The sequence below is a fragment of the Microcoleus sp. N9_B4 genome (genome assembly GCF_036701635.1).
Classification (GTDB): Bacteria; Cyanobacteriota; Cyanobacteriia; order Cyanobacteriales; family Microcoleaceae; genus Microcoleus.
Genome location: NZ_JAUBRC010000060.1, coordinates 18,182 through 36,820 on the forward strand (window position 1 = coordinate 18,182; position 18,639 = coordinate 36,820).

General features: G+C 43.0%; 16 protein-coding genes and 1 pseudogene. 12 read left to right on the forward strand and 5 right to left on the reverse strand.

The window, feature by feature from the left end; all coding sequences use genetic code 11:
• Window positions 1–251: 251 nt before the first annotated feature.
• The 3 genes from QUA43_RS27105 to QUA43_RS27115 all read left to right on the forward strand — a co-directional run bounded on the left by QUA43_RS27105 (window position 252) and on the right by QUA43_RS27115 (window position 1,499).
• On the forward strand, window positions 252–722 hold the full coding sequence (locus tag QUA43_RS27105; protein WP_333378271.1) for a restriction endonuclease: 471 nt from the start codon (window positions 252–254) through the stop codon (window positions 720–722).
• A 73-nt stretch (window positions 723–795) separates the two neighbouring features.
• Window positions 796–1,209: an alternative ribosome rescue aminoacyl-tRNA hydrolase ArfB gene (gene arfB, locus QUA43_RS27110; protein ID WP_333378273.1), complete on the forward strand. Its 414-nt coding sequence runs from the start codon at window positions 796–798 to the stop codon at window positions 1,207–1,209.
• A gap of 71 nt (window positions 1,210–1,280) precedes the next feature.
• Window positions 1,281–1,499, forward strand: a complete 219-nt coding sequence (locus tag QUA43_RS27115) for a hypothetical protein (RefSeq protein ID WP_333378274.1) — start codon at window positions 1,281–1,283, stop codon at window positions 1,497–1,499.
• A gap of 123 nt (window positions 1,500–1,622) precedes the next feature.
• Here the strand turns inward: QUA43_RS27115 and QUA43_RS27120 are convergent, their stop codons facing one another.
• From QUA43_RS27120 to QUA43_RS27135, 4 genes are all read right to left on the reverse strand, one after another.
• Window positions 1,623–1,892 (reverse strand): helix-turn-helix transcriptional regulator, encoded by a 270-nt coding sequence (locus QUA43_RS27120; RefSeq protein ID WP_333237692.1) that lies wholly within the window; start codon window positions 1,890–1,892, stop codon window positions 1,623–1,625.
• A gap of 258 nt (window positions 1,893–2,150) precedes the next feature.
• Complete coding sequence (locus QUA43_RS27125) at window positions 2,151–2,720, reverse strand: helix-turn-helix transcriptional regulator (RefSeq protein ID WP_333378277.1); 570 nt, start codon at window positions 2,718–2,720, stop codon at window positions 2,151–2,153.
• A gap of 315 nt (window positions 2,721–3,035) precedes the next feature.
• Complete coding sequence (locus QUA43_RS27130; protein WP_172187564.1) at window positions 3,036–3,308, reverse strand: helix-turn-helix domain-containing protein; 273 nt, start codon at window positions 3,306–3,308, stop codon at window positions 3,036–3,038.
• A 317-nt stretch (window positions 3,309–3,625) separates the two neighbouring features.
• Window positions 3,626–3,898, reverse strand: coding sequence for a helix-turn-helix transcriptional regulator (locus QUA43_RS27135; protein ID WP_333038831.1), 273 nt, complete (start codon window positions 3,896–3,898; stop codon window positions 3,626–3,628).
• 241 nt (window positions 3,899–4,139) lie between these two features.
• On the opposite strand from QUA43_RS27135, the gene QUA43_RS27140 reads away from it, so the two are divergent.
• From QUA43_RS27140 to QUA43_RS27160, 5 genes are all read left to right on the forward strand, one after another.
• Window positions 4,140–5,138 (forward strand): hypothetical protein, encoded by a 999-nt coding sequence (locus QUA43_RS27140; protein ID WP_333378279.1) that lies wholly within the window; start codon window positions 4,140–4,142, stop codon window positions 5,136–5,138.
• Window positions 5,139–5,145: 7 nt separating this feature from the next.
• Window positions 5,146–5,307: a hypothetical protein gene (locus tag QUA43_RS27145; RefSeq protein WP_246276752.1), complete on the forward strand. Its 162-nt coding sequence runs from the start codon at window positions 5,146–5,148 to the stop codon at window positions 5,305–5,307.
• A 433-nt stretch (window positions 5,308–5,740) separates the two neighbouring features.
• Window positions 5,741–6,562 carry a TIGR04255 family protein gene (locus tag QUA43_RS27150; RefSeq protein ID WP_333378282.1) on the forward strand — a complete coding sequence of 274 codons (822 nt, stop codon included), beginning with the start codon at window positions 5,741–5,743 and terminating at the stop codon, window positions 6,560–6,562.
• 5 nt (window positions 6,563–6,567) lie between these two features.
• Window positions 6,568–7,374, forward strand: coding sequence for a hypothetical protein (locus QUA43_RS27155; RefSeq protein WP_333378285.1), 807 nt, complete (start codon window positions 6,568–6,570; stop codon window positions 7,372–7,374).
• A gap of 13 nt (window positions 7,375–7,387) precedes the next feature.
• On the forward strand, window positions 7,388–7,921 hold the full coding sequence (locus QUA43_RS27160) for a hypothetical protein (RefSeq protein ID WP_333378288.1): 534 nt from the start codon (window positions 7,388–7,390) through the stop codon (window positions 7,919–7,921).
• 318 nt (window positions 7,922–8,239) lie between these two features.
• Here the strand turns inward: QUA43_RS27160 and QUA43_RS27165 are convergent, their stop codons facing one another.
• A complete protein-coding gene (locus QUA43_RS27165; RefSeq protein ID WP_333378291.1) occupies window positions 8,240–11,785 on the reverse strand; it encodes a PAS domain S-box protein in 3,546 nt (1,181 codons plus the stop codon).
• A 607-nt stretch (window positions 11,786–12,392) separates the two neighbouring features.
• Here QUA43_RS27165 and QUA43_RS27170 point away from each other — a divergent pair.
• From QUA43_RS27170 to QUA43_RS27185, 4 genes and pseudogenes are all read left to right on the forward strand, one after another.
• Window positions 12,393–12,821, forward strand: coding sequence for an ISAzo13-like element transposase-related protein (locus QUA43_RS27170; protein WP_333378294.1), 429 nt, complete (start codon window positions 12,393–12,395; stop codon window positions 12,819–12,821).
• 896 nt (window positions 12,822–13,717) lie between these two features.
• Window positions 13,718–14,829 (forward strand): annotated as a pseudogene (locus QUA43_RS27175) (IS630 family transposase).
• A 228-nt stretch (window positions 14,830–15,057) separates the two neighbouring features.
• On the forward strand, window positions 15,058–16,476 hold the full coding sequence (locus QUA43_RS27180; RefSeq protein WP_333378296.1) for a hypothetical protein: 1,419 nt from the start codon (window positions 15,058–15,060) through the stop codon (window positions 16,474–16,476).
• Window positions 16,477–16,478: 2 nt separating this feature from the next.
• Complete coding sequence (locus QUA43_RS27185) at window positions 16,479–18,566, forward strand: hypothetical protein (protein WP_333378299.1); 2,088 nt, start codon at window positions 16,479–16,481, stop codon at window positions 18,564–18,566.
• Window positions 18,567–18,639: the final 73 nt, after the last annotated feature.

Sequence of the window (18,639 nt, forward strand, 5' to 3'; positions counted from 1 at the left end):
AAACTCCGGTTTGGGTGTGATTAAAGTTTTGTTACATTTCTCAACTATAAAATCCCTTGACTTTCGCCTGACTCTTTGAACCATACTTGAACTTGAGTGCAGACAAAAAGCCCCAGTCCAAGATCGGGAATCTAAAAGAATTAGTAAGTAAGATCACAATGTGCTTGTGATCTTACTTGCGGTCTTAGTAGATAACTATACTGAGCAAATCTGCTACCATCATAACTACTCCTTTTAAAAAATGTCATTTTATGAAATCTTTTATAGTAAGAGCCGCTGCCGTTTTCGGTGTGATTGCGACATCGGTATTGGATACATGGACAGAAGAAGAGGAAAAAAAGCGTTTATTAGACAGTGGGATTCTGCAAGTGGATGAAATGACGGGAAAAGAGTTTGAAAAATTTCTAGATGTCCATTTTATCAACTTAGGTTATAGTGTTACTTTAACTCAAGATAGTCAAGATTATGGGGCGGATTTAATTTTATACAAAGATGGATATAAAACCGTGGTTCAAGCGAAAAGAAGCAAAAATCCAGTTGGGATTAAAGCAGTTCAAGAAGTAGCAGGAGCAGTCAGACATTACAAAGGGAATAAAGCCCTAGTAATTACCAACAACAGATTTACAGAAAATGCTTGCAAACTTGCTAAATCGAACGACGTAGAGTTATGGGATAGAAAAAGACTCATCGAATTCATCCTGACAGCTAAGAATTGTAAATAACTTATCTACCAAAATTAAGTTATATATAAAAGATGCACTGCTTTCCCGGTATCTTTAATCTCACCGATCAATCATGCTGCAAATTTCTAACACTGTGTTCATAGACGATCGCGAAATCGAGATTAGTGCGATTCGCTCTCAAGGCGCGGGGGGGCAAAATGTAAATAAGGTGGCGAGTGCGATTCACTTGCGCTTTGATATCCCAGCTTCCTCATTGCCCGATCGCTACAAGGAGCGTTTGTTGCAAATCAACGACCAGCGCATCACCTCCGAAGGTGTGATTGTCATCAAAGCCCAGGAACACCGCAGCCAGGAACAAAACCGGGAAGAGGCTTTGAGACGGCTGCAAGAACTGATTAAAAGTGCGATCGTCATACCGAAAAGGCGCAAACCCAGCAAAGCAACTCGTAGTTCCCAGCGCAAGCGTCTCGACAGCAAAACCAAGCGAGGGCAGATTAAAGCTCTGAGAGGGAAAATTACGGAGTGATTGATCATCTCAATTCCTATTAAAATTAGGATATAATTGTAGGTGATGATTGTTAATTTTAGGAAACCACAATGACAACTACTACAAGTAACGAGCCGACGCTAGCCGATGTTATTGAAAAACTAGACAAGCTATCGGCTGAAGTGGAAAAAACTAATGACAAAACAGACAGATTCAATGACAAATTTGATAACTACCAGAAAGCTACCCAATGGGTTGTGCAACTTGCTTTCACTTTGATTGCAAGCGCCACTATCACGGTGATTATCACTTCTGTTCTCCGTAAGTAATACCAAATCCTACTTTAATATCCTCTTTATAACTTGCTTGTTAGATGCCCGAATTCTTCAAGAAGTCGGGGATCTAATCTGCTTTTTTAGGTTGGTCTAATTAGAACTAAGCAACAAAAGTTGTCAGTCGGGATTTGGTGGGCCTAAGTCGTTAGGTAAATCGTTAAGCGTTTTTCCCAAAGCTTTGCAAAGAGCTTTCATTTGAGCAATGGTCAGTTCTGGTTCGTCTAGTCCTCGTTCCCAGTTACTGATTGCTTGTTGACTTAGGGTTTTTGCGCCCGTTTTGTCGGGAATTTGTTTTGCTAAAGCGGATTGCGATAAACCAACAGCCTCCCGCAAGATTTGCAGTGCTGGTATATCTTTGGACTCTTGAGTTTGTTTCTTTCGGGGCATATCATGGGAAATTTACAAGCAAACTTGTTGACAACCCGGAGGTTTACAAGTATCCTTGTTAAAGATAGAGACAACAGAAAGGCGACTGCTTTAGCCGGACGGTGGAAACGCTTTGGTTTAGCAAGCTGCCCTATTTGTAGTTTCTACCCATTATGCCTGCATAGCCTTAGTATTTTCCGGGCTTGGGTGCATGACTCAAACCCGTTTCCCTAGACTTTTCCGAACCCCTGTGGGTTAGTTATCGTTCGGTGAGGGCGATCATCGACTTGGTAAGTCATCGGGAATTTTGGTTACATCTAATCCTAAAAGCTCAAACATAGTTTTTAGAGAAACCTGGTACAGGTTAGCCAGTGCAGCTACGTTTTCAACAGTTGGCATGGACTTTCCTGATTCCCAGTCAGCTTGCATCCGCTCAGAAACGCCGATATGTTGTTTGACTTGAGGGCGGGTTAGCCCAGCTTGTTCTCTGAGTAGTCTCAATGGAGACTTTTCCTTTTCTTGCGAATTTTCTGCCACAATACATGAAGCTTGTTTCACGAGTTCTAGCTTCTTGACCTCCGCCGAAAGATGAAGTACACTTAATGCTTGTAGGTCATCGGGAATTTTGGCTACGTCTAATCCCATACATCTAGCAAGTGTTTTTAGAGGTACGCCTAGCTCGCGCGCCAGAGCAATGACGCGATCGAAGCGAGGAATGGATTCTCCTCGTTCCCAATCGCCAATAATGCGAATTCCTACCCCCATTCGACGACTAAGTTCAGGTTGGGTCAAATTTGCACTTTCTCTAAGGTTTTTCAAGGTTATGGTTTCTTGATCTTTAGCGTCCATCAATTATAGCAGTTAATTGCTAGCAGAATAGTGCTTGACAAAATTGGCATCTGGCACTAAACTGCTAGTAGATAGGCAAAACAAAGGCAACCGGGCGAGCCTCCAAGGTCAAAATGCAGGTTTGAAGAACTGCCTTATTTGTAGCGTCTATCAATTGTGCTTGCATACCCAAGCGTATTTTCGGGGGTTGGGCGCATACCTCAAGCCCCCTTTTTTCTCAACGCCGAGGAGGTGGTGCTATGTAAAAGGTCGATCAACCTCACAGCCCAGTTTAAAATTGTATCAAATATCAAGACCATGATTTAGCTCTGTTTGTTAGCTGCCCCGAGGGGGTACGTAATCATCAACAAGTCCTGAAACATCTAGCCCGATCGAGTGACAGAACTGTTTCAAGCTAATATTTAGGGCTGTACAGATGGCTATTGCAGTATCAACTCTGGGTTTTTGTTTTCTTTTTTCTATTGAATACAAAGTATCTTCAGAGACTTTCCCCGTCAGTTGCTGGCTAAGCTCTCGGCGACTAAAGCCCCTGTATTCTCTAATTTCTGCAAGGCTCATTTCGTATAAATCCCGTACTTCTTGATTCATGGTGCAGAATATTTCGTAGTTTACCCTTGACAAAAGCAGTGAGAATGACTAAACTACGAATAAGGACATAGGAAAGCGGTTGGGCGAGCCTAATTTCGTCAAAATACAGGTTTGAATAACCGCCTTATTTTTCGTGTCTATCAATTGTGCTTGCATACCCAAGCGTTTTTTTGGGGCAAGGGCGCATACCTCAAGCCCCTTTTTTCTCAACGCCGAGGAGGTGGTGCTATGTAAAAGGTCGATCGACCTCACAAGACAGCCCAACTCAAAATTGTATCAGCAGTAATAATTTTTTAACTGTTGGTTTAATTTAATTGCTAATTCGGCCCAAAGCTCTCTGGAAGTTCATCGATTTTTTCTATTTTTAGTTCTCGGCAAATAGCTTTCAACTGAAAGAGAGAAAATTTTGGTTCTGTGGCTCCAGATATCCATCTATGATACGTGGCCCGGGGAATCCCGCATCTAAAAGCAAACTCATCTTGTGATAAGTCTGTTTTGTTGATTCTTAGGGCTTCCAATGGTGAATTGCCCTCCTGTCTTCGTTCTTTTCTTGATGACATTGTAACATAAATCTCAAATTGAGATGTCATACTTGACAGATTTAAATTGACATCTCATAATGAGACATAAGTGACAGAACAAAAGCTGGTCGGTCAGGCCGAACAGCCAAAACCTGCAGTTTTGAATAACCGCCTTGAGGTGATGCGATGTAAAAGGTCGATCGACCTCACAGCCTGACTCAAAATTGTATCAAAGATCCAGACCAAAACTTCAACTTTGCGATCGCACAACTTCCGTGCTATCGTGCCCTTTCTCGAACCATTCCAGATCATGTCCACATCAATTGACAACTTCTACCTAGGCGATGTCGCCTCCAACTTTCACTTTGCAGGCCCGCTGCTAGACTTTGAAGAAGAAATCCAGAATCAATCTCCCTTTCACGATTTAGACTACCTGACAGGCGAAATTAAAAGGGGATTCCTAGACTACGTGCGTCAAGGAATCATGCTGGACGCGATCCGAAAGCTGCGGTTGTACAAAGACAAGTTCAAAACTTTTAAAAGTTACTGCGAACAAGCATTAGGCAGGCAGTATTTTTACTGCACACAAATTATCAAAGCTGCGAGTATTTGCCTGCGCTTAATTAAAGCCGGCTTTGAGATTTTGCCTAGCTGCGTTGCTCAAGTTGTTCCTTTGTTCAAACACGCAATTACCGACCAATATGGCGACTGTCGTTTACAGGAAAAGTGGCAAGAAGTTGTCGATGTCATACCAAAAGAAAGGATTACCGCAGTAACTATTGCTGAAACAGTTGACAACAATCCCAACCTCCGGCTCAAACAAATTCGCATAAAAACCGACACTTACGCCCTTTTAACGAAAAAAGCAGCCGCAGCCGGACTGTCAATTTCGGAATTTTTGGCAAGGTTGGTTGGCGAATACAATCCCAGCAATTTAGACCAGCCAGCGGAACATACTCCCGAACAAGAGGAGATTTTAGACCAATTAGACGCGGAGTTTAAGAAGCCGGCAACCGAACAGACTTCAACTTCTGCCCCAGGAAAAGTTAAGTCTAAAGGTTTTGGAGTCAAAGTTGAGCCTAAAGGTGGTAAAACGGAAGTGAAGGCGAAAACTTCGGAAAGGGAAGTTAAGGCGAAAACTTCGGAAGGTGAAGTTAAGTTCAAAAATCGGCAAACAGAAATCCAAGCCGAGAAACAGTCGAATTCATTTAATGAGAAAAATCATGAAGTCATCTGCCCAAAATCCAATCATGCGTCAACTGAAATTAATGGAGGTTCAACTGAACGAAATTCAGTGCCACCTTATTAAAGCCAGTGTGTTGAATTGGTGGCAAATAGTTTTGCCTGACGGACAGAAAATTGCGATCGAGCACGCAGGCGGCGGACACTGGATTTTTCGGGCTAACGGGCTTGAGAAATCTCATCCAGAAGTGCGGCTAGCGGTGTTAAGGGCGATCGCCGAAGGCTGTCGCCGATAAGTTACGGCCCAGGACACGGCGCGGTGCCGTGTCCTGAGATGGACTGGCGATCGGATTGGATATGATTTGGAGATGCTGGGGGGCGATCGACATTAGTTGCGATTGCGATCGGAATTTCCCAAGTGTTGGCCGGGGTTTAAGGTGCCAGCGTTGTGGGTAGACGGGTGATGTCTGCGGTGTTTTATGACTTTTGTAGAGACGATGGAACACCAAAAACCCTCAGCTCTTAAAACTTGGATGGTTTGGCATCAACAGTCTCAACCGGAAAAGCTGATAGCCCTGTTCGCCCGGGACAAAAAGCATGGTCGGCGAGGATATGCCGATCGGAGCCAACGTTATCTTAAGATTGAGCAACATGGTTCATACTGAGTTAGACTGAATATTAGAGTATAAATCTAAGGAGTAGTTTTTTCAGGAAACCACAGGAGGCAGCGTGACATTAGGCGTAGACAGCAGGCAATTACTATCTTATGAGAAACCACCTGTTAATGAGGTGATTTGCAGTGTTTTGTTCGACCCTATCGAAGCCTTACTGACACCCCATATCGGCTTGTTATGGCAGAGGTTTCAACCGGACTACCCGTTTTGCTACGAGGTTGATCCCCTACCACCAAAGGTAGAAGTTTTCAATAATCAGGTTATTGAAACTATGCTGGAAGAAAGTGATCTTCCTTATTTGCCCAGAGTATGGTTCATTAGCTCTGATGACACAAAGATTGTCCAAATCCAGCGAGATCGGCTGATTCATAACTGGAGAAAAATTAGTCCAAATAGTGAGTATCCTAGATATGACAGCCTTATTAAAGCATTTCAAGGTCATTTGACAAGCTTTAATGGTTTCCTACAAGAGGGGGAGCTAGGTACAATTCAGATACGTCAATATGAACTAAGTTATGTCAATCAAATTTCACAAGGAGAAGCATGGGAAACTCTTGAGGACATCGGCAAAATTTTTCCTGACGTTAAATGGCAGAACAGTCTAGAGAGATTTCTTCCAAAACCTCAATATATTCATTGGCATACGAGATTTGATTTGCCAGAAGAATTTGGCAGATTACATATATCGATCAGGAATGGACTTGCTGACAACCATCCCACTCTTTTTTTTGAATTAAGTGTTCGGGGAATTGGCAAATATAGCTCTTTGGATTTAATGCAAAATTGGTTTGATGTGGCACATGAATGGACTGTCCAGGCATTTGCTGATTTAACTGATAAAAAAATCCAGACCAATATTTGGAAGCGGAGAGGGTAAAGCTTATGACTATGACTAAATCTTCATTGAAGGAAGTCGAACAAGAAGAACAAGCAATTTCTTTAACAACGCTCCAAACATCTCCGAAAAACTATTCTTCCCCTCCTGTCCGAATGATTCAATACGTTCGTTCATTAGCACAGAGCTCCGCTGAGTCTGGGAATGCTGAAGTTAGAAAATCTTATCCGCTTTCCCCCCGAACGCAGATAAATATGGGTTCGAGAATTGATGCTGAGGAGCTTAAGAACATTGATGAGGGTAAGGTCAGAGACTTCAGCAGCGAAATAGCTGTGTACGAATGGGATAAACCTCTTGGCCATCAAGCTAATTTTATTAAAAGTGATCCAAAAGAACGGCGTGGTAGATTTCTGTCATCTCCAAGCAGTGATTTGTCAAAAAATTTACCCCGTACACCTAAAAAAGTTGAGGCTATCCATCCTCAGCAACAACGTTACCAAAATCTTCGGGTATATCTTGACTCACTAAAAAATGAAGCAAGAGTAACAGGAGAGACAGAATTTTCGGAAAGAGTTCTCAATTTATCCTGGTCTGTGTGGGAAAGACTCACAAGTCTATTTCAAGCAAGAGGACAGTGGTTGGAGGTTCCAGATGCTTGTCCCGGTTCAAAAAATAATTTTATGTACACTTGGTCAAAATCTGAATACTACTTAGAGTGTGAGATTTTTGGCACTGGTGAGATAGAATTTTTCTACCGTAACAGAAACACTGGAGAAGTGTGGGGAGAAGATACGACGCTCGATCAGGGTTTTTCGAGTGATATTTTGGACAAAGCTTCGCTCTTTATCGAATAAGTTGTTCTTCAGAATGGATTCAGTTGGATCTAATTTAACTCCACTCCCCGATACTTATGGTGTCCTGAGACTTGCTCGACCGCCTAAAGACTTTGCAGAAAAGGGCAATATCTTAGCGCTCCAATTGGATGAGGAGTTTACTCTATCGTCAGAGGATAAAAAATCCGTTCCACCCCACCTGAGCGTTTGGGTTGACTCTCTTACAACACCTGAACAAGCTTACAACTTCCTTCCCGAAAACTCGCCTCGAAAATTAGTTCTTCGTCTCAAAGTTAATGAAATCTGTAAAATTCAAGCAAATTCTGGGGAATGCGTATATCCTGATTTGTTAAAGGTTATATGGGTTTACCTTTTTCAGGAAATAGAGGGTAAGCTTGTTAGAGATGGTAGGCCTGGTGCTGATGGTCATTCTGGAATCACAGGACTGGATGAGAAATCTGTACCTGCAGGATTAACTAACAGACAGCAGAAGAATCTTCGCAAGGATTTGCGAGCCAAATTAGCGGAACTCGCATCTAAGGATTGTTTTCACATTATGGATTCATAGATATTTCCATAAGAGTGATAGCTAATCAATTGTATGTTCGGACTAAGTTGCCCTTTTCTATCCCACCACAGCAAAAGCCATCCCAGGGAAACCGGACTCGTAAACTCTGGTTCCTTTTGATTGACACAACTCGACTCGAACCAGTGACCCCTAAGATGTCAACGTAGTGCTCTAACCAACTTAGCTATGCGTCTGTCGATCGCTTCAATTCGTGACATTTTTCCAGACTATACTCAAAAGACATCTCCAATAATCAACTTGAAAGCTTTGTACCGAGATAGCTGAATCTTAATTTTCGGAGATGTCTAATGCTCTGCCTTACTCTATTGGATGAAGCAATAGCTCAATTGTCTCCACTAACGTTTCAGGCTCAACAGGCTTGGGAAGATGCCTTTGAAATCCGGCTGCTAGTGCTTGCTGTTGATTTGTCTCACCTGCATACGCTGTCAGGGCGATCGCGGGAATCTCTCCTCCCTCCTGTGTGGATAGTTGTCTGATTTGACAAATCAACTCATAGCCATCGATTTGTGGCATTCCAATATCAGCAATCAAAACATCTGGCTTAAATTTAGTGAGTTGTTGTAGCGCATCTGTTGCTGAAGATACAGAGATCACGGTGGCTCCCGCTTGCTCCAAAATACATTGAACTAACTCTAAATTGTCTACTTCGTCATCGACGGCCAGGATACATAATCTAGCCAAGGGTGAAGTGTGAGCATGGAGTGATAGATTGTCCTTCTGCTCACTGTTTACCTCATTGCTCCTGGCTAATAAGGGAAGTGTGACAGTAAATGTTGCTCCCTGTCCTTCTCCCAAACTTTCGGCTTTAACAGTTCCACCATGTAGCTCAACGACGTGACGCACGATCGCTAATCCCAGCCCTAACCCACCAAAGGTTCTCGTAATACTGCTATCGGCTTGTCGAAATGTGTCAAAGACATAGGGAATAAATTCTGGCTTAATCCCTTTTCCTGTATCCCTGACTTGAATTTGAGCAAAGGAATCAATCGTTTTGAGTTCAACTTCAACTCGACCTCCAGTTGAGGTGAACTTAATGGCATTGGTGAGCAAATTCCAGACAACCTGTTGCAATCGGGTAACATCTCCTAACACATCGCCGACATTTGGATCTAGCTGAGTTTGAATTTGAATGTTCTTCGCTTCGGCGGCTAAACTAACTGTTTCGATCGCAGCTTTAAGAGTTGTTTTCAAATTAACTGGAGTAGAGTCCAAACTCAGCTTGCCTTGCAGAATACGAGAAATATCCAGCAAATCCTCAATCAGTTGAACTTGCAACTGGGTATTGCGTTCAATGGTTTCGAGAGCTACCACCGTCTTGCCAGAATCGAGGGTTCCCCTTCGCAGCAGTCGAGTCCAACCCAGAATCGGATTCAACGGAGTTCGCAATTCGTGTGATAAGACAGCTAAGAACTCATCTTTAATTCGGTTAGCTGCTTCTGCTTGTGCCCGTGCTTTCGATTCTGACTCGTAGAGCCGTGCTCGGTCGATCGCCTGCGCTGACTGCTGTGCCAATGCCAAAACGAAAGCGCGATCGCTCTCACAAAGCTGGGGAACCGTGGAAAAACTCAGCGATAGCCCACCAACGGCTCGTCCTTCAATCAACAATGGCACCGAAATCCAGGCTTTAGAACCAACCTTGGCATAAGCTTTGGCTAATTCAGGATAACGGGCAATTCGGTTTTCGATAGTTTCTAGCCAAACAGGTTGCCCACTTCGCACAGCTTCTGCCAGAGGATATGGTGCATGAATCGAAAAACTACGCAGAAAGTCATCTACGTGCTCATAGCCGATCGCTTGAATAATCTCCAGTTCGCTTGCATCCTGGTTTAATACCGCAACCAAACCACAACTTGCTCCCAGTGCGGACATTCCCTGTTCAATAATCACCTGAGCCACTTGAGCCGAGGTTAGTGATTCAGACAAAGCTGTCATCACCCCCAGCAGTCTAGCCGTCCGGTTAGCAGCGAGTTCGGCGGCTAATTTCGCTTGTTGTGTTTCATTATAGAGACGAGCATTATCAATGGCGATCGCTGCTCGCTGAGCCAAATCTTCAGCCAAGGGAATGTCTTCCAGGCGATAGTGGCGATCGGATTCAGTAAACACAAAGGTAATGCTACCCAACACGCGCCCCCGTGCCTGTAGCGGTGCAATGATGCAGGACTTTAACCCAACTCCACGTAAGATTTCCAGGTATTCACCATTCGGCACTGTGGCAACTAACTGTTCATCTGTAATCTCAATCCCAATTTCAACCTGTCCAGTTTGCATGACTTTAGCAATGCCATACCCATCATCGAGATTCCTGGGAAAGCGTTGAGCCAACTCCCAGCCAAACCTCACTTTTTCGGGATCACAATGAGCAACTGCAACCCGACCAATTGTGCGATCGTCATTCAGCAGATCGACACTACACCAATCTGCAAAATAAGGAACTGCCAGCTTTGCAACGCTTTGGAGAGTTTGTTCATACTCTAGCGAAGAGGAAAGGACAGCACTCACTTGGGCTAAAAATGCTGATTTTTCCTGAGAATTCTCTGCTAAAGCACGGGCTGCCTGTTCTTGAACAAGCTGTACTCGTTCGTCTTCGGTTTGCTTGCGTTCCGTAATGTCGCTGAAAGCAGCAATGATATTGATAATTTGTCCCTCTTCGTCAAACAAAGGGGAAGCATTGATCGAGAGAATCGTGCGGGTGCCATCGGCATGGTTAATTGCATATTCAATGCCATACACAGGCTGGCTTGTTTGCATCACCCGCGCCAACGGCAGTTCATCTTCTGGGAAAGGATGACCCTCCACGGTTGTAATAAACCAGGATGGATCGTTGTAGACTTGCTCCTTTATGTCGCTGCAAGTCAATCTCAAAATCCGTTCTGCCGTCGTATTGGCGGCAATAACCTGTCCGGTACAATCCAGAATGGTGATGCCATCAGGAATAGTTTGGAAGATGCTCGATAATTGCGCTTCACGTTCGCGCAGAACCGTTTCTGCCTGCTGGCGTTGTGTAATGTCGTGCATCACGACAACTGCACCCTGTTTTTCGCCGTTGGCGGCAATAATCGCCTGTCCAGTTGCTAACAGCATTCGCGCAGTTCCCTGCTGCGGAACAATCATCATTTCCACATCACGAACGTTCTGTCCTTGCAATGCCTGGAACAGGGGAATATCCTCTGTATTCATGCGTGTTTTGCCGTCGGACAAATACAAGTCATAATATTCAGCCCATTGATCCGCTGGAACTGGCTGCTGAGGTAATCCATGAAAATCTTTAGCTGCTTGGTTAAATACCGTCAATATGCCATCGGCATCGCAAGCCACAATGCCAGCTTGAACGTTGTTTAGAATTGCCTTCAAAAAGTCCTGTTCTTTGTGAAGAGTGGCTTCCACCTGCTGGCACTTGACGATTTCGGCTTTCAATTGTCGATCGACTTGAGATGTTTCAGTAGTATCTTGGAAGTAAAGAAGTAAGCCATCTTCACTCTTGATGAGGCGAATTCTCAACCATTTGTTGAGTGAGGGGTAATGTTCTTCAAACTCGATCGCCGTTGGCGTTGCGATCGCTCGATGACAATACTTATATAGCTCCGAGGTAAGATCGATCGAAAATATAGTCCATATATTTTTGCCTATCAGGTGTTGCCGCTTCCTGTTTAAAAGCTGCTCTGCTTTATGGTTGACATAGGTGCAGTGCCACTCTGAATTAATAGAAATAAATGCCTCAGCCATGTGATCTACTATCACCGCAAATCGTGCTTCAACTGCTTGGCAGTCTGTACATAGCTCTGGAGAAAAATTTATAGTAAGCTCTTCTCGATGATTCAAGGAGTGTGTACGTTCTACATTCATTGCGGTTAGTCCTGCCTATTTACCTATTATGCCAGCTATTGTTAGGGAATCAAGATATAATATGCCCAAAAACTAAGTCCTTCAGTATTTAAGCACACGGGCGATCGCCACTCATGGGACAGCACCGCTAAAAATTCGTCTTGAATCCGGTTAGCGGCTTCTGCTTGGAACCGTGCAAGGCGATCGCGTTCTCACAGTGGTTCTCTTTCTTGTTCTGCTTGCTTGCGCTTTGTTCACGGATGGGAATGGTGCCTACGAGAATCAAGCTAGCGTTTCTTTAACACCTAACTCATGCAAACTACGCAACTCCTCAGCAACAGCCTCGACGAAACGTGGGACTGTACTAAATCTCTGGTCTAGACATATTGTGTCATTCCTAATTGAGAATGCCAAATCTACCAGTTTGGTTGTAGAAACAACAAAACCCGCCCACCAAGCGGGTTTTAGCTATGGACACAACTGAACTCGAACCGCTGACCCCTACAATAGACCTCTTGCAAAATAATTTTGTGCTATTATCGAAAGTTTAGCCAATTTTATAATCTAGCAGGCTGGGCAAATTTAAGGAGATGCCAATCAACCCAATAATTCAAAGTTTGACCTAAACTTGAGCAAACTTTTAAGGATAACACATATTTTTTTTGCAAGAGGTCTAATAAAATGCGATGGCGGTGGCAGTAATAATTCCAATCATCATATCTTTAAATCGGATTTACAAAAATTAGTTGACGAGCTAGGGATAGAAATTAGGATCGCACACTATCCTTCCTATACATCGAAGTATAATCCGATTGAACATCGTTTATTTCCTCACGTAACCAGAGCCTGTCAAGGAGTAATTTTTACTCCTCTTAAGTTAGTTAAAGAACTCATGGCAAAAACTCATACTAAAACCGGGCTTTCTGTGGTAGTAAATGTAATCGATAAAATTTATGAAACTGGTCGAAAAGTAGCTAAGGGATTTAAAGAAACAATGAAAATTATTTTTGATGAATATCTACCAAAATGGAATTATCGTGCAGTTCCGACTATTTAGCAGACGCTAAAGTTATTAAACTTTTATTCCATAGTAGAAAAAGCACTCCTTCGGTTCCTTAAACCATTCGATGTGATTTTTAGTTATTTTGGCTATTTTGCTCATTAGATTTAGATGTGATTGATGAGAGATAGTCATAGTTATGGATAAAAAACATCATCGCCCAAAAGCGAAGCACTACGTTAATAGCATTTAAGTAGCTTTTAGTCAATTAATTGTATTTCATACTTACAACCAACGAAAAGCATTTTATATTCAATAAAACTGTCCTTGCCCGTTATTCCTAAGTGACCACTAAAAACAATTAGACAAAGCTACAAATTGACAATCTGGTCATCATGATTTTCCTTGTCCCTGGATTGCCTGCCCGTAAAAAGCACAAAAACTGACGTGGTAGCATTTCTTCATAAACTGCCGTGATGTCGTGAGGATACGGCTCGATATGTGATGTGAATAGCTAAGAATCGATCGAATAAATGGGCAAGGTGAATGCGAGAGCTTCCGAAACTTGGCAAAATAAATCCTCATTAACATCTAAAAACCAAGAATATCTGTAACAAAATCTCGATATTTTGCTGATTTCATTCAGGAATTATATGATTTTTTAAACAACCACTGTCATCATTTTGGTATAATTGTGACAGTATCAGGTCCATATTTGGAAATATTACTACCGGGAGCGTGATGTTTGGCAGAATTCCATTGAGCTAAACTTTACAGCAGCGATCGTCCAATTAACCCTTTGAATCCGTGCCACAACTCGAACTTTTCTCTGAATTTTAACCCAAACCCAGCTATGCTAAATCTCCTCAACTAACGATGAATTGTGAGGCGCTAAGCTGTTGTACCTTTAAATAGGGTATAATAAAAATTAAGTTTAGTCAATCTCTACAAAAATGCCCGCCAAAAACCATCTCAATTCCAACAAATAGAGAAAATACAGAAAGCCTTAAAAGAGTAAGAAAAGGCAAATGTCAGAGAAAGAATTCTGATTTTATTATTGCTCAATGACGGAAAAACACAATCTAAAATCGCTGAGTTTTTGGGTTGTTCAGTAAACAAAGTATCTTATTGGTGTGTAAAGGGAGACCCCGACAATCTAGAAAGTCTAATAGATGAAAGAATGAAGGGCAATCACAAAAAAGCCACAGATAAATATATAGAGATATTATTATAAACTATAGAAAAAGACCCTCAAGAATTAGGATATGATTTTGGACGATGGACAGCGCAGAGATTAGCAACATACTTAGAAGAATCCACAGGAATAAAATTAAGTGGAGGACAAGTTCGGAGAATATTAAAGCAAAAAAAGTATGTTTACATCTGGGCAAAGTATAGTTTGGAGTCAAAGAGAAATCCCGAAAAAAGAACAGCGTTTAAAATAAAGATAGCCGAATATTTAAAAATAGAAAAAGAATCACCAGAACGGTTACAGGTATGGTTTTGGGACGAGAGTGCATTTAGTTTAAGAGTCACGCGAAGAAAGAACTGGTGTAAAAAAGGAAGCCGAAAAAAGGTCAGAGGAGACCGAAGAAAAGGCAGAGTCAATGTAATGGAAGCAGTGAGGAATTCGGATAAAAAAAGGTGGGTAGAATTTCTCAAAAAAGGCAATTCATATAATTTTTATCAAGTGCTAAAACTCTTTTATGAAGAGCTAATTAATGAATGGGTATCAGCAGGTAATCAAGCCTCAGAATTTGCTGAAAAAGGAGCGAAAATAGTGATTGTTCTGGATAATGCTAGTTTTCATAAGAAAGAAGAGTACCTGAAAATAATTGAAACAGAAATGCCTAACCGACCTTTAGAATTCCTCCCCGAATACAGCCCAGACTATAACTTAATTGAATTAGTATGGCATTCGGCCAAAGAATATATTGCCAATCGACTTTTTACATCTATTGAAGAGCTAGAGTATTTATTGCACCGCCTCTTAAATGAAGGGCAATTAATAATTAAATGGGGTCGCAAAATCAAAAATAAGGGCAATGCTTGTATCACAGTTTAAATGTGCAACAGCTTACTAGGATACAGAAAATGCGTTAGTTTGTATGAAAGGGCGTTCTCCAATTCAGCTCACAATCGCATTGCTGCGCCTTCAATCTATGGCAGCATAACTTAACAGTTACATCTACCGTTTTCGGTCTAGTTGGTAACTCGATATGGGCGAAGTATTAAACCAGTAAATGAATCCCAAATCGGTTAAATTAGGAAAAGGAGCTTTCCACTTAAAATCATGGGACAATTCGATTACCTACGCGACCAGATTAGTAACAATATCTGGATCGATAAAGAAATATTGCAAATATCCGAAGCAGTTACAACAGCACTAAACGAGGGTCAAGAATGGTACTTTAGTCTGCCTCACCTTCAATTTATTATGGCAAACCCAGTGATGGGAGGGCTTAGGGATTTACTGACCGCTTCCCAAGATTTAGGAGGGACGGTTGTTGATTGCAATCTGGTCTTTCTAGAAACGGTTTACGGCATCAACAAAGCTTTTAATAGCAAAGTTCACAAAGACCTAGCGGGTAAAGCTCAAGTTGAGTTAGCCAAACTTGCCGCTAACAACACCGAAAAAGCGATTTACGAAGCCTCGGTTATGGCGCACAACGAAGCACTCAACCTGCCGGAACTCTCGGTAAAAGTAGCCACCATCGAAGCAGAAATCGCCTCAATTCAGCAACAAGGAGCAACAGCAACTGAGCAAATAGAGCAGTGGAAGAACGGCGCTATCACCAAGCTAGAAGAGCTAAAAAATGAACTCTTAGCCTTAATTGAAGGACTCCAAGGCAATCCCAGAAGCAACGCCCGCGCCAGACTCAGAAAAGTAGAAGCCGGGATAGCAGCCATGCAAACTGGAAATATCCCGCCAATTATCGCCATGAATCCTTATGAAATTAGCTCACAATTCGACCTTTCCATACATTCCACCTTTCGGAAAGCGCCTGTTGTTCTTAATGCCATAGTTCCTATTGCGGTTGGAGGTGCAGCAACAGTAGCAGGAGCAGCAACTGTACTTACTGGAATTGCAGGATGGTTGTTGAGCAGTTTCTTTCTCAAAGCGGTGAGTATTCCAGCTACCCTTCTACCAGCGCTAACGAATACGGTAGTATCGATTGTCCTGAAAGTAGTGGGTAGCGCTGGTGCTAATGCAACGAGATATTTAGCAGCTTCCGCTTTGAAGGCAGGGCAATCCTTACTACCCAAACTCTTTGGAGCAACCGGGATGCAAGCGAGTGGATGGGCTTACCTCATGGCTTGGGCAACACCGATAATCGGAGCAGCCGTGATTATTATTCAAGCCATGAGAAATAAAACTTCACTAGCAGAACTGCTTTACGTGTTTGCTGATATTCAAGGTTCTACCGCGGGAAAGTTTCATCTATCTCAGGCATATATGCAAGACACAAATAAAGTTGAAGTTTTAGAACAATTTAAAACCTCTTCAAGACGATTGATTCAAAACGCTCCTTTGCCGATTGAGCGGATTATCGGAGTCGGGTTGAACAACAAAAAAGAATATGCTGTTGCTTATAATTTAACCAATCCCGACAATCCCATTCAAATCCTAGGGGAAGCAGCGATAGTAACAGCACTAGGAAGCGATAAAATTGATAAAATAGAATCAGGAAAATTTTTCTTTTTTGATTAATTATGCCGACAATATACGAATTAGATTATTCTTGGGTTGATGAAAGTTTAGCGCAGATTCAGACAACTGCCATCTGGTCTGTGTGGGATTGCGTCGCCCAAAGCTGGTCAACCAAGCCCAAAGTAACTCTGCGAAATACGCTGCTTTCAGGCTTGCACCAAGATGCGGGCAAGGAAAGATTTTGTATCGGAGAAATCCCGGAAACTGCGAAAGATCCGTCGCTGTTGAATCCGTTTGTTGCGGGCAAAGATCGCTACACCTTAGATTTAGCCAGCAATTCCAGAAACCGCGGCAGATTTACATTTAACCTAACGCCTATTGGGAAAGACTACTACGGAACAAAAACGACTGACCAATGGAAACGAATTATTTACGGCAGCATTTTACATACAGGTTGCAAACTTTTAGCTGGCAGGGAATTCAATTACGTAGTGGTTGACGACGAACATAAAGATGCTCAAGGAAACCCGCAAGATGACCCGACAAATGGGAGGCACTGGAATAGCGGAGACAGTCACGGCAAAGCTTCCAAAAGATTCATGACGATATTGGGGACAGGAGACGTTCATCTTGACAGCGATCCAGAAATTCCGCTGCAATTTAGGATAGCCTCATTCAAGCAATGGGTAGCCAAAGGTACCATCGCCTACAACCCCGAACTCGATGATTCAGGTTTTGATTTGGTAATTCCCCTATCATCCTTGAAGGGCAATAAACCAGCGCTAGGAAACTATACGGATAAACTGCTGTGCGGGTTGGTATTTGAGGCAGAGCAGCGCACCGCAAAAGCAGGGTGGATGCTATTTCAGTGGTTCGATTACGAAACGCTGGAACAAGACAGAATCATCAGCCGTTTAATTAATAAATGCGAGCGTTTAGTCGGCGCTCTCAACTCAATTCAAAACTTAGCCGAGCTGTTGAGAATCGACCAAAATGAAGCAGAGCAGGAAATACAGCAGGGCAATGAAGGGCTGCAATCTGAGGCGGAATATGTCAACACGGCGATGCAAATCATCAAATACGACGTGCGCGGAAAACTGCTGCTTCACCCCTATATTACCGCCAAGGTGAAAGAGCGCCTGAGAGTAATTTGGTTGAATTTAGCGAAAGCTGCGGGAGTTAGGTTCTGGTCGCTGATGGCACAACCCGATGAATATTTTGCCAAGTACGAAATTACCGACACCAGCGGCAATACAGTGTTTAGCAGAAAAGTGTTTTGCGCCCCCGGCATGGCAGTTGGTGAGTACATCGTGTTCTGCAATCCCATGCGCCACTGGGGCGACTGTCAGTTGTGGGAAAACGTACACGAGGGTACTTACGCCCAAGGTGGTGGATTGATGGCCGCTTCTAGGAGGTTACTGCTCAACTTGGGACGGGATACCGACGGAGATTTTATTCAACTGATTCGCTCGACTGAATACCCGAATCTCCGCAATGCGATCGCCAATTTCGACAAACCGCCCCAGGTAAAGAAACTCCCCAAAGTCCCGCTGGTGGGCAACCTCCAACAAGTAGCGATCGACAGCATGAACGACAGCACGGGCATTGTCGCATCGCTGATGGGACGGGCCAGGGGTGCAAAAGCAGAAGGGATAGTGCTGGTGATTCCCCCCGGCGGGATGCAAACAGAACCGCAAGAAATGGCAATTATCGATTTCCTTTCCCAGCAGCTCCAAATTGCAGTTGATTCGCTCAAATCGGCGTATCCCAACAATGATGCAGGACTCAAAGCAGTGGGAGATTATTTGAACGGCCTCGGTGATGCAGCTCAAATTCCGTGGCTAGCCGATTTTAAAAAGGATGATTGTTATTTGAGCCGACCTTGTAACGTAGCACCCGATGCGGTCGATACCGTATCTCGATTAGTCCGCTTAGTAAACAGCTATTGGCAACCGGCCCAGTTAGAAACTAATTTAAACCTTACCTCATTTGTGAATTCCCTTTTTTCCGCAGTATCGGTATCCGAGGCTCAACAAAATTACGCATTTCAGCAAAGAAATGGGTATGCTTCGGAAATAAGCGCTGCCATCGCCTGGAAAGAAGAAAACGAGGGCGACACTGCGAGAATCCGCTCTGTAGCCTTTAAGTAGGGTTTGCTGAATAATTGATCGCCAGCCAAGAACAGGAGCTCACGATATATTCAAGCAGAGTTAAATATAAGTT

What these genes read in the sequence shown, in the direction of transcription:
- QUA43_RS27105 (WP_333378271.1), top strand. Translation starts at nt 252, where the DNA reads ATGAAATCTTTTATAGTAAGAGCCGCTGCCGTTTTCGGTGTGATTGCG.
- arfB (WP_333378273.1), top strand. Translation starts at nt 796, where the DNA reads ATGCTGCAAATTTCTAACACTGTGTTCATAGACGATCGCGAAATCGAG.
- QUA43_RS27115 (WP_333378274.1), top strand. Translation starts at nt 1,281, where the DNA reads ATGACAACTACTACAAGTAACGAGCCGACGCTAGCCGATGTTATTGAA.
- QUA43_RS27120 (WP_333237692.1), bottom strand. Translation starts at nt 1,892, where the DNA reads ATGCCCCGAAAGAAACAAACTCAAGAGTCCAAAGATATACCAGCACTG.
- QUA43_RS27125 (WP_333378277.1), bottom strand. Translation starts at nt 2,720, where the DNA reads ATGGACGCTAAAGATCAAGAAACCATAACCTTGAAAAACCTTAGAGAA.
- QUA43_RS27130 (WP_172187564.1), bottom strand. Translation starts at nt 3,308, where the DNA reads ATGAATCAAGAAGTACGGGATTTATACGAAATGAGCCTTGCAGAAATT.
- QUA43_RS27135 (WP_333038831.1), bottom strand. Translation starts at nt 3,898, where the DNA reads ATGACATCTCAATTTGAGATTTATGTTACAATGTCATCAAGAAAAGAA.
- QUA43_RS27140 (WP_333378279.1), top strand. Translation starts at nt 4,140, where the DNA reads ATGTCCACATCAATTGACAACTTCTACCTAGGCGATGTCGCCTCCAAC.
- QUA43_RS27155 (WP_333378285.1), top strand. Translation starts at nt 6,568, where the DNA reads ATGACTATGACTAAATCTTCATTGAAGGAAGTCGAACAAGAAGAACAA.
- QUA43_RS27160 (WP_333378288.1), top strand. Translation starts at nt 7,388, where the DNA reads ATGGATTCAGTTGGATCTAATTTAACTCCACTCCCCGATACTTATGGT.
- QUA43_RS27165 (WP_333378291.1), bottom strand. Translation starts at nt 11,785, where the DNA reads ATGAATGTAGAACGTACACACTCCTTGAATCATCGAGAAGAGCTTACT.
- QUA43_RS27180 (WP_333378296.1), top strand. Translation starts at nt 15,058, where the DNA reads ATGGGACAATTCGATTACCTACGCGACCAGATTAGTAACAATATCTGG.
- QUA43_RS27185 (WP_333378299.1), top strand. Translation starts at nt 16,479, where the DNA reads ATGCCGACAATATACGAATTAGATTATTCTTGGGTTGATGAAAGTTTA.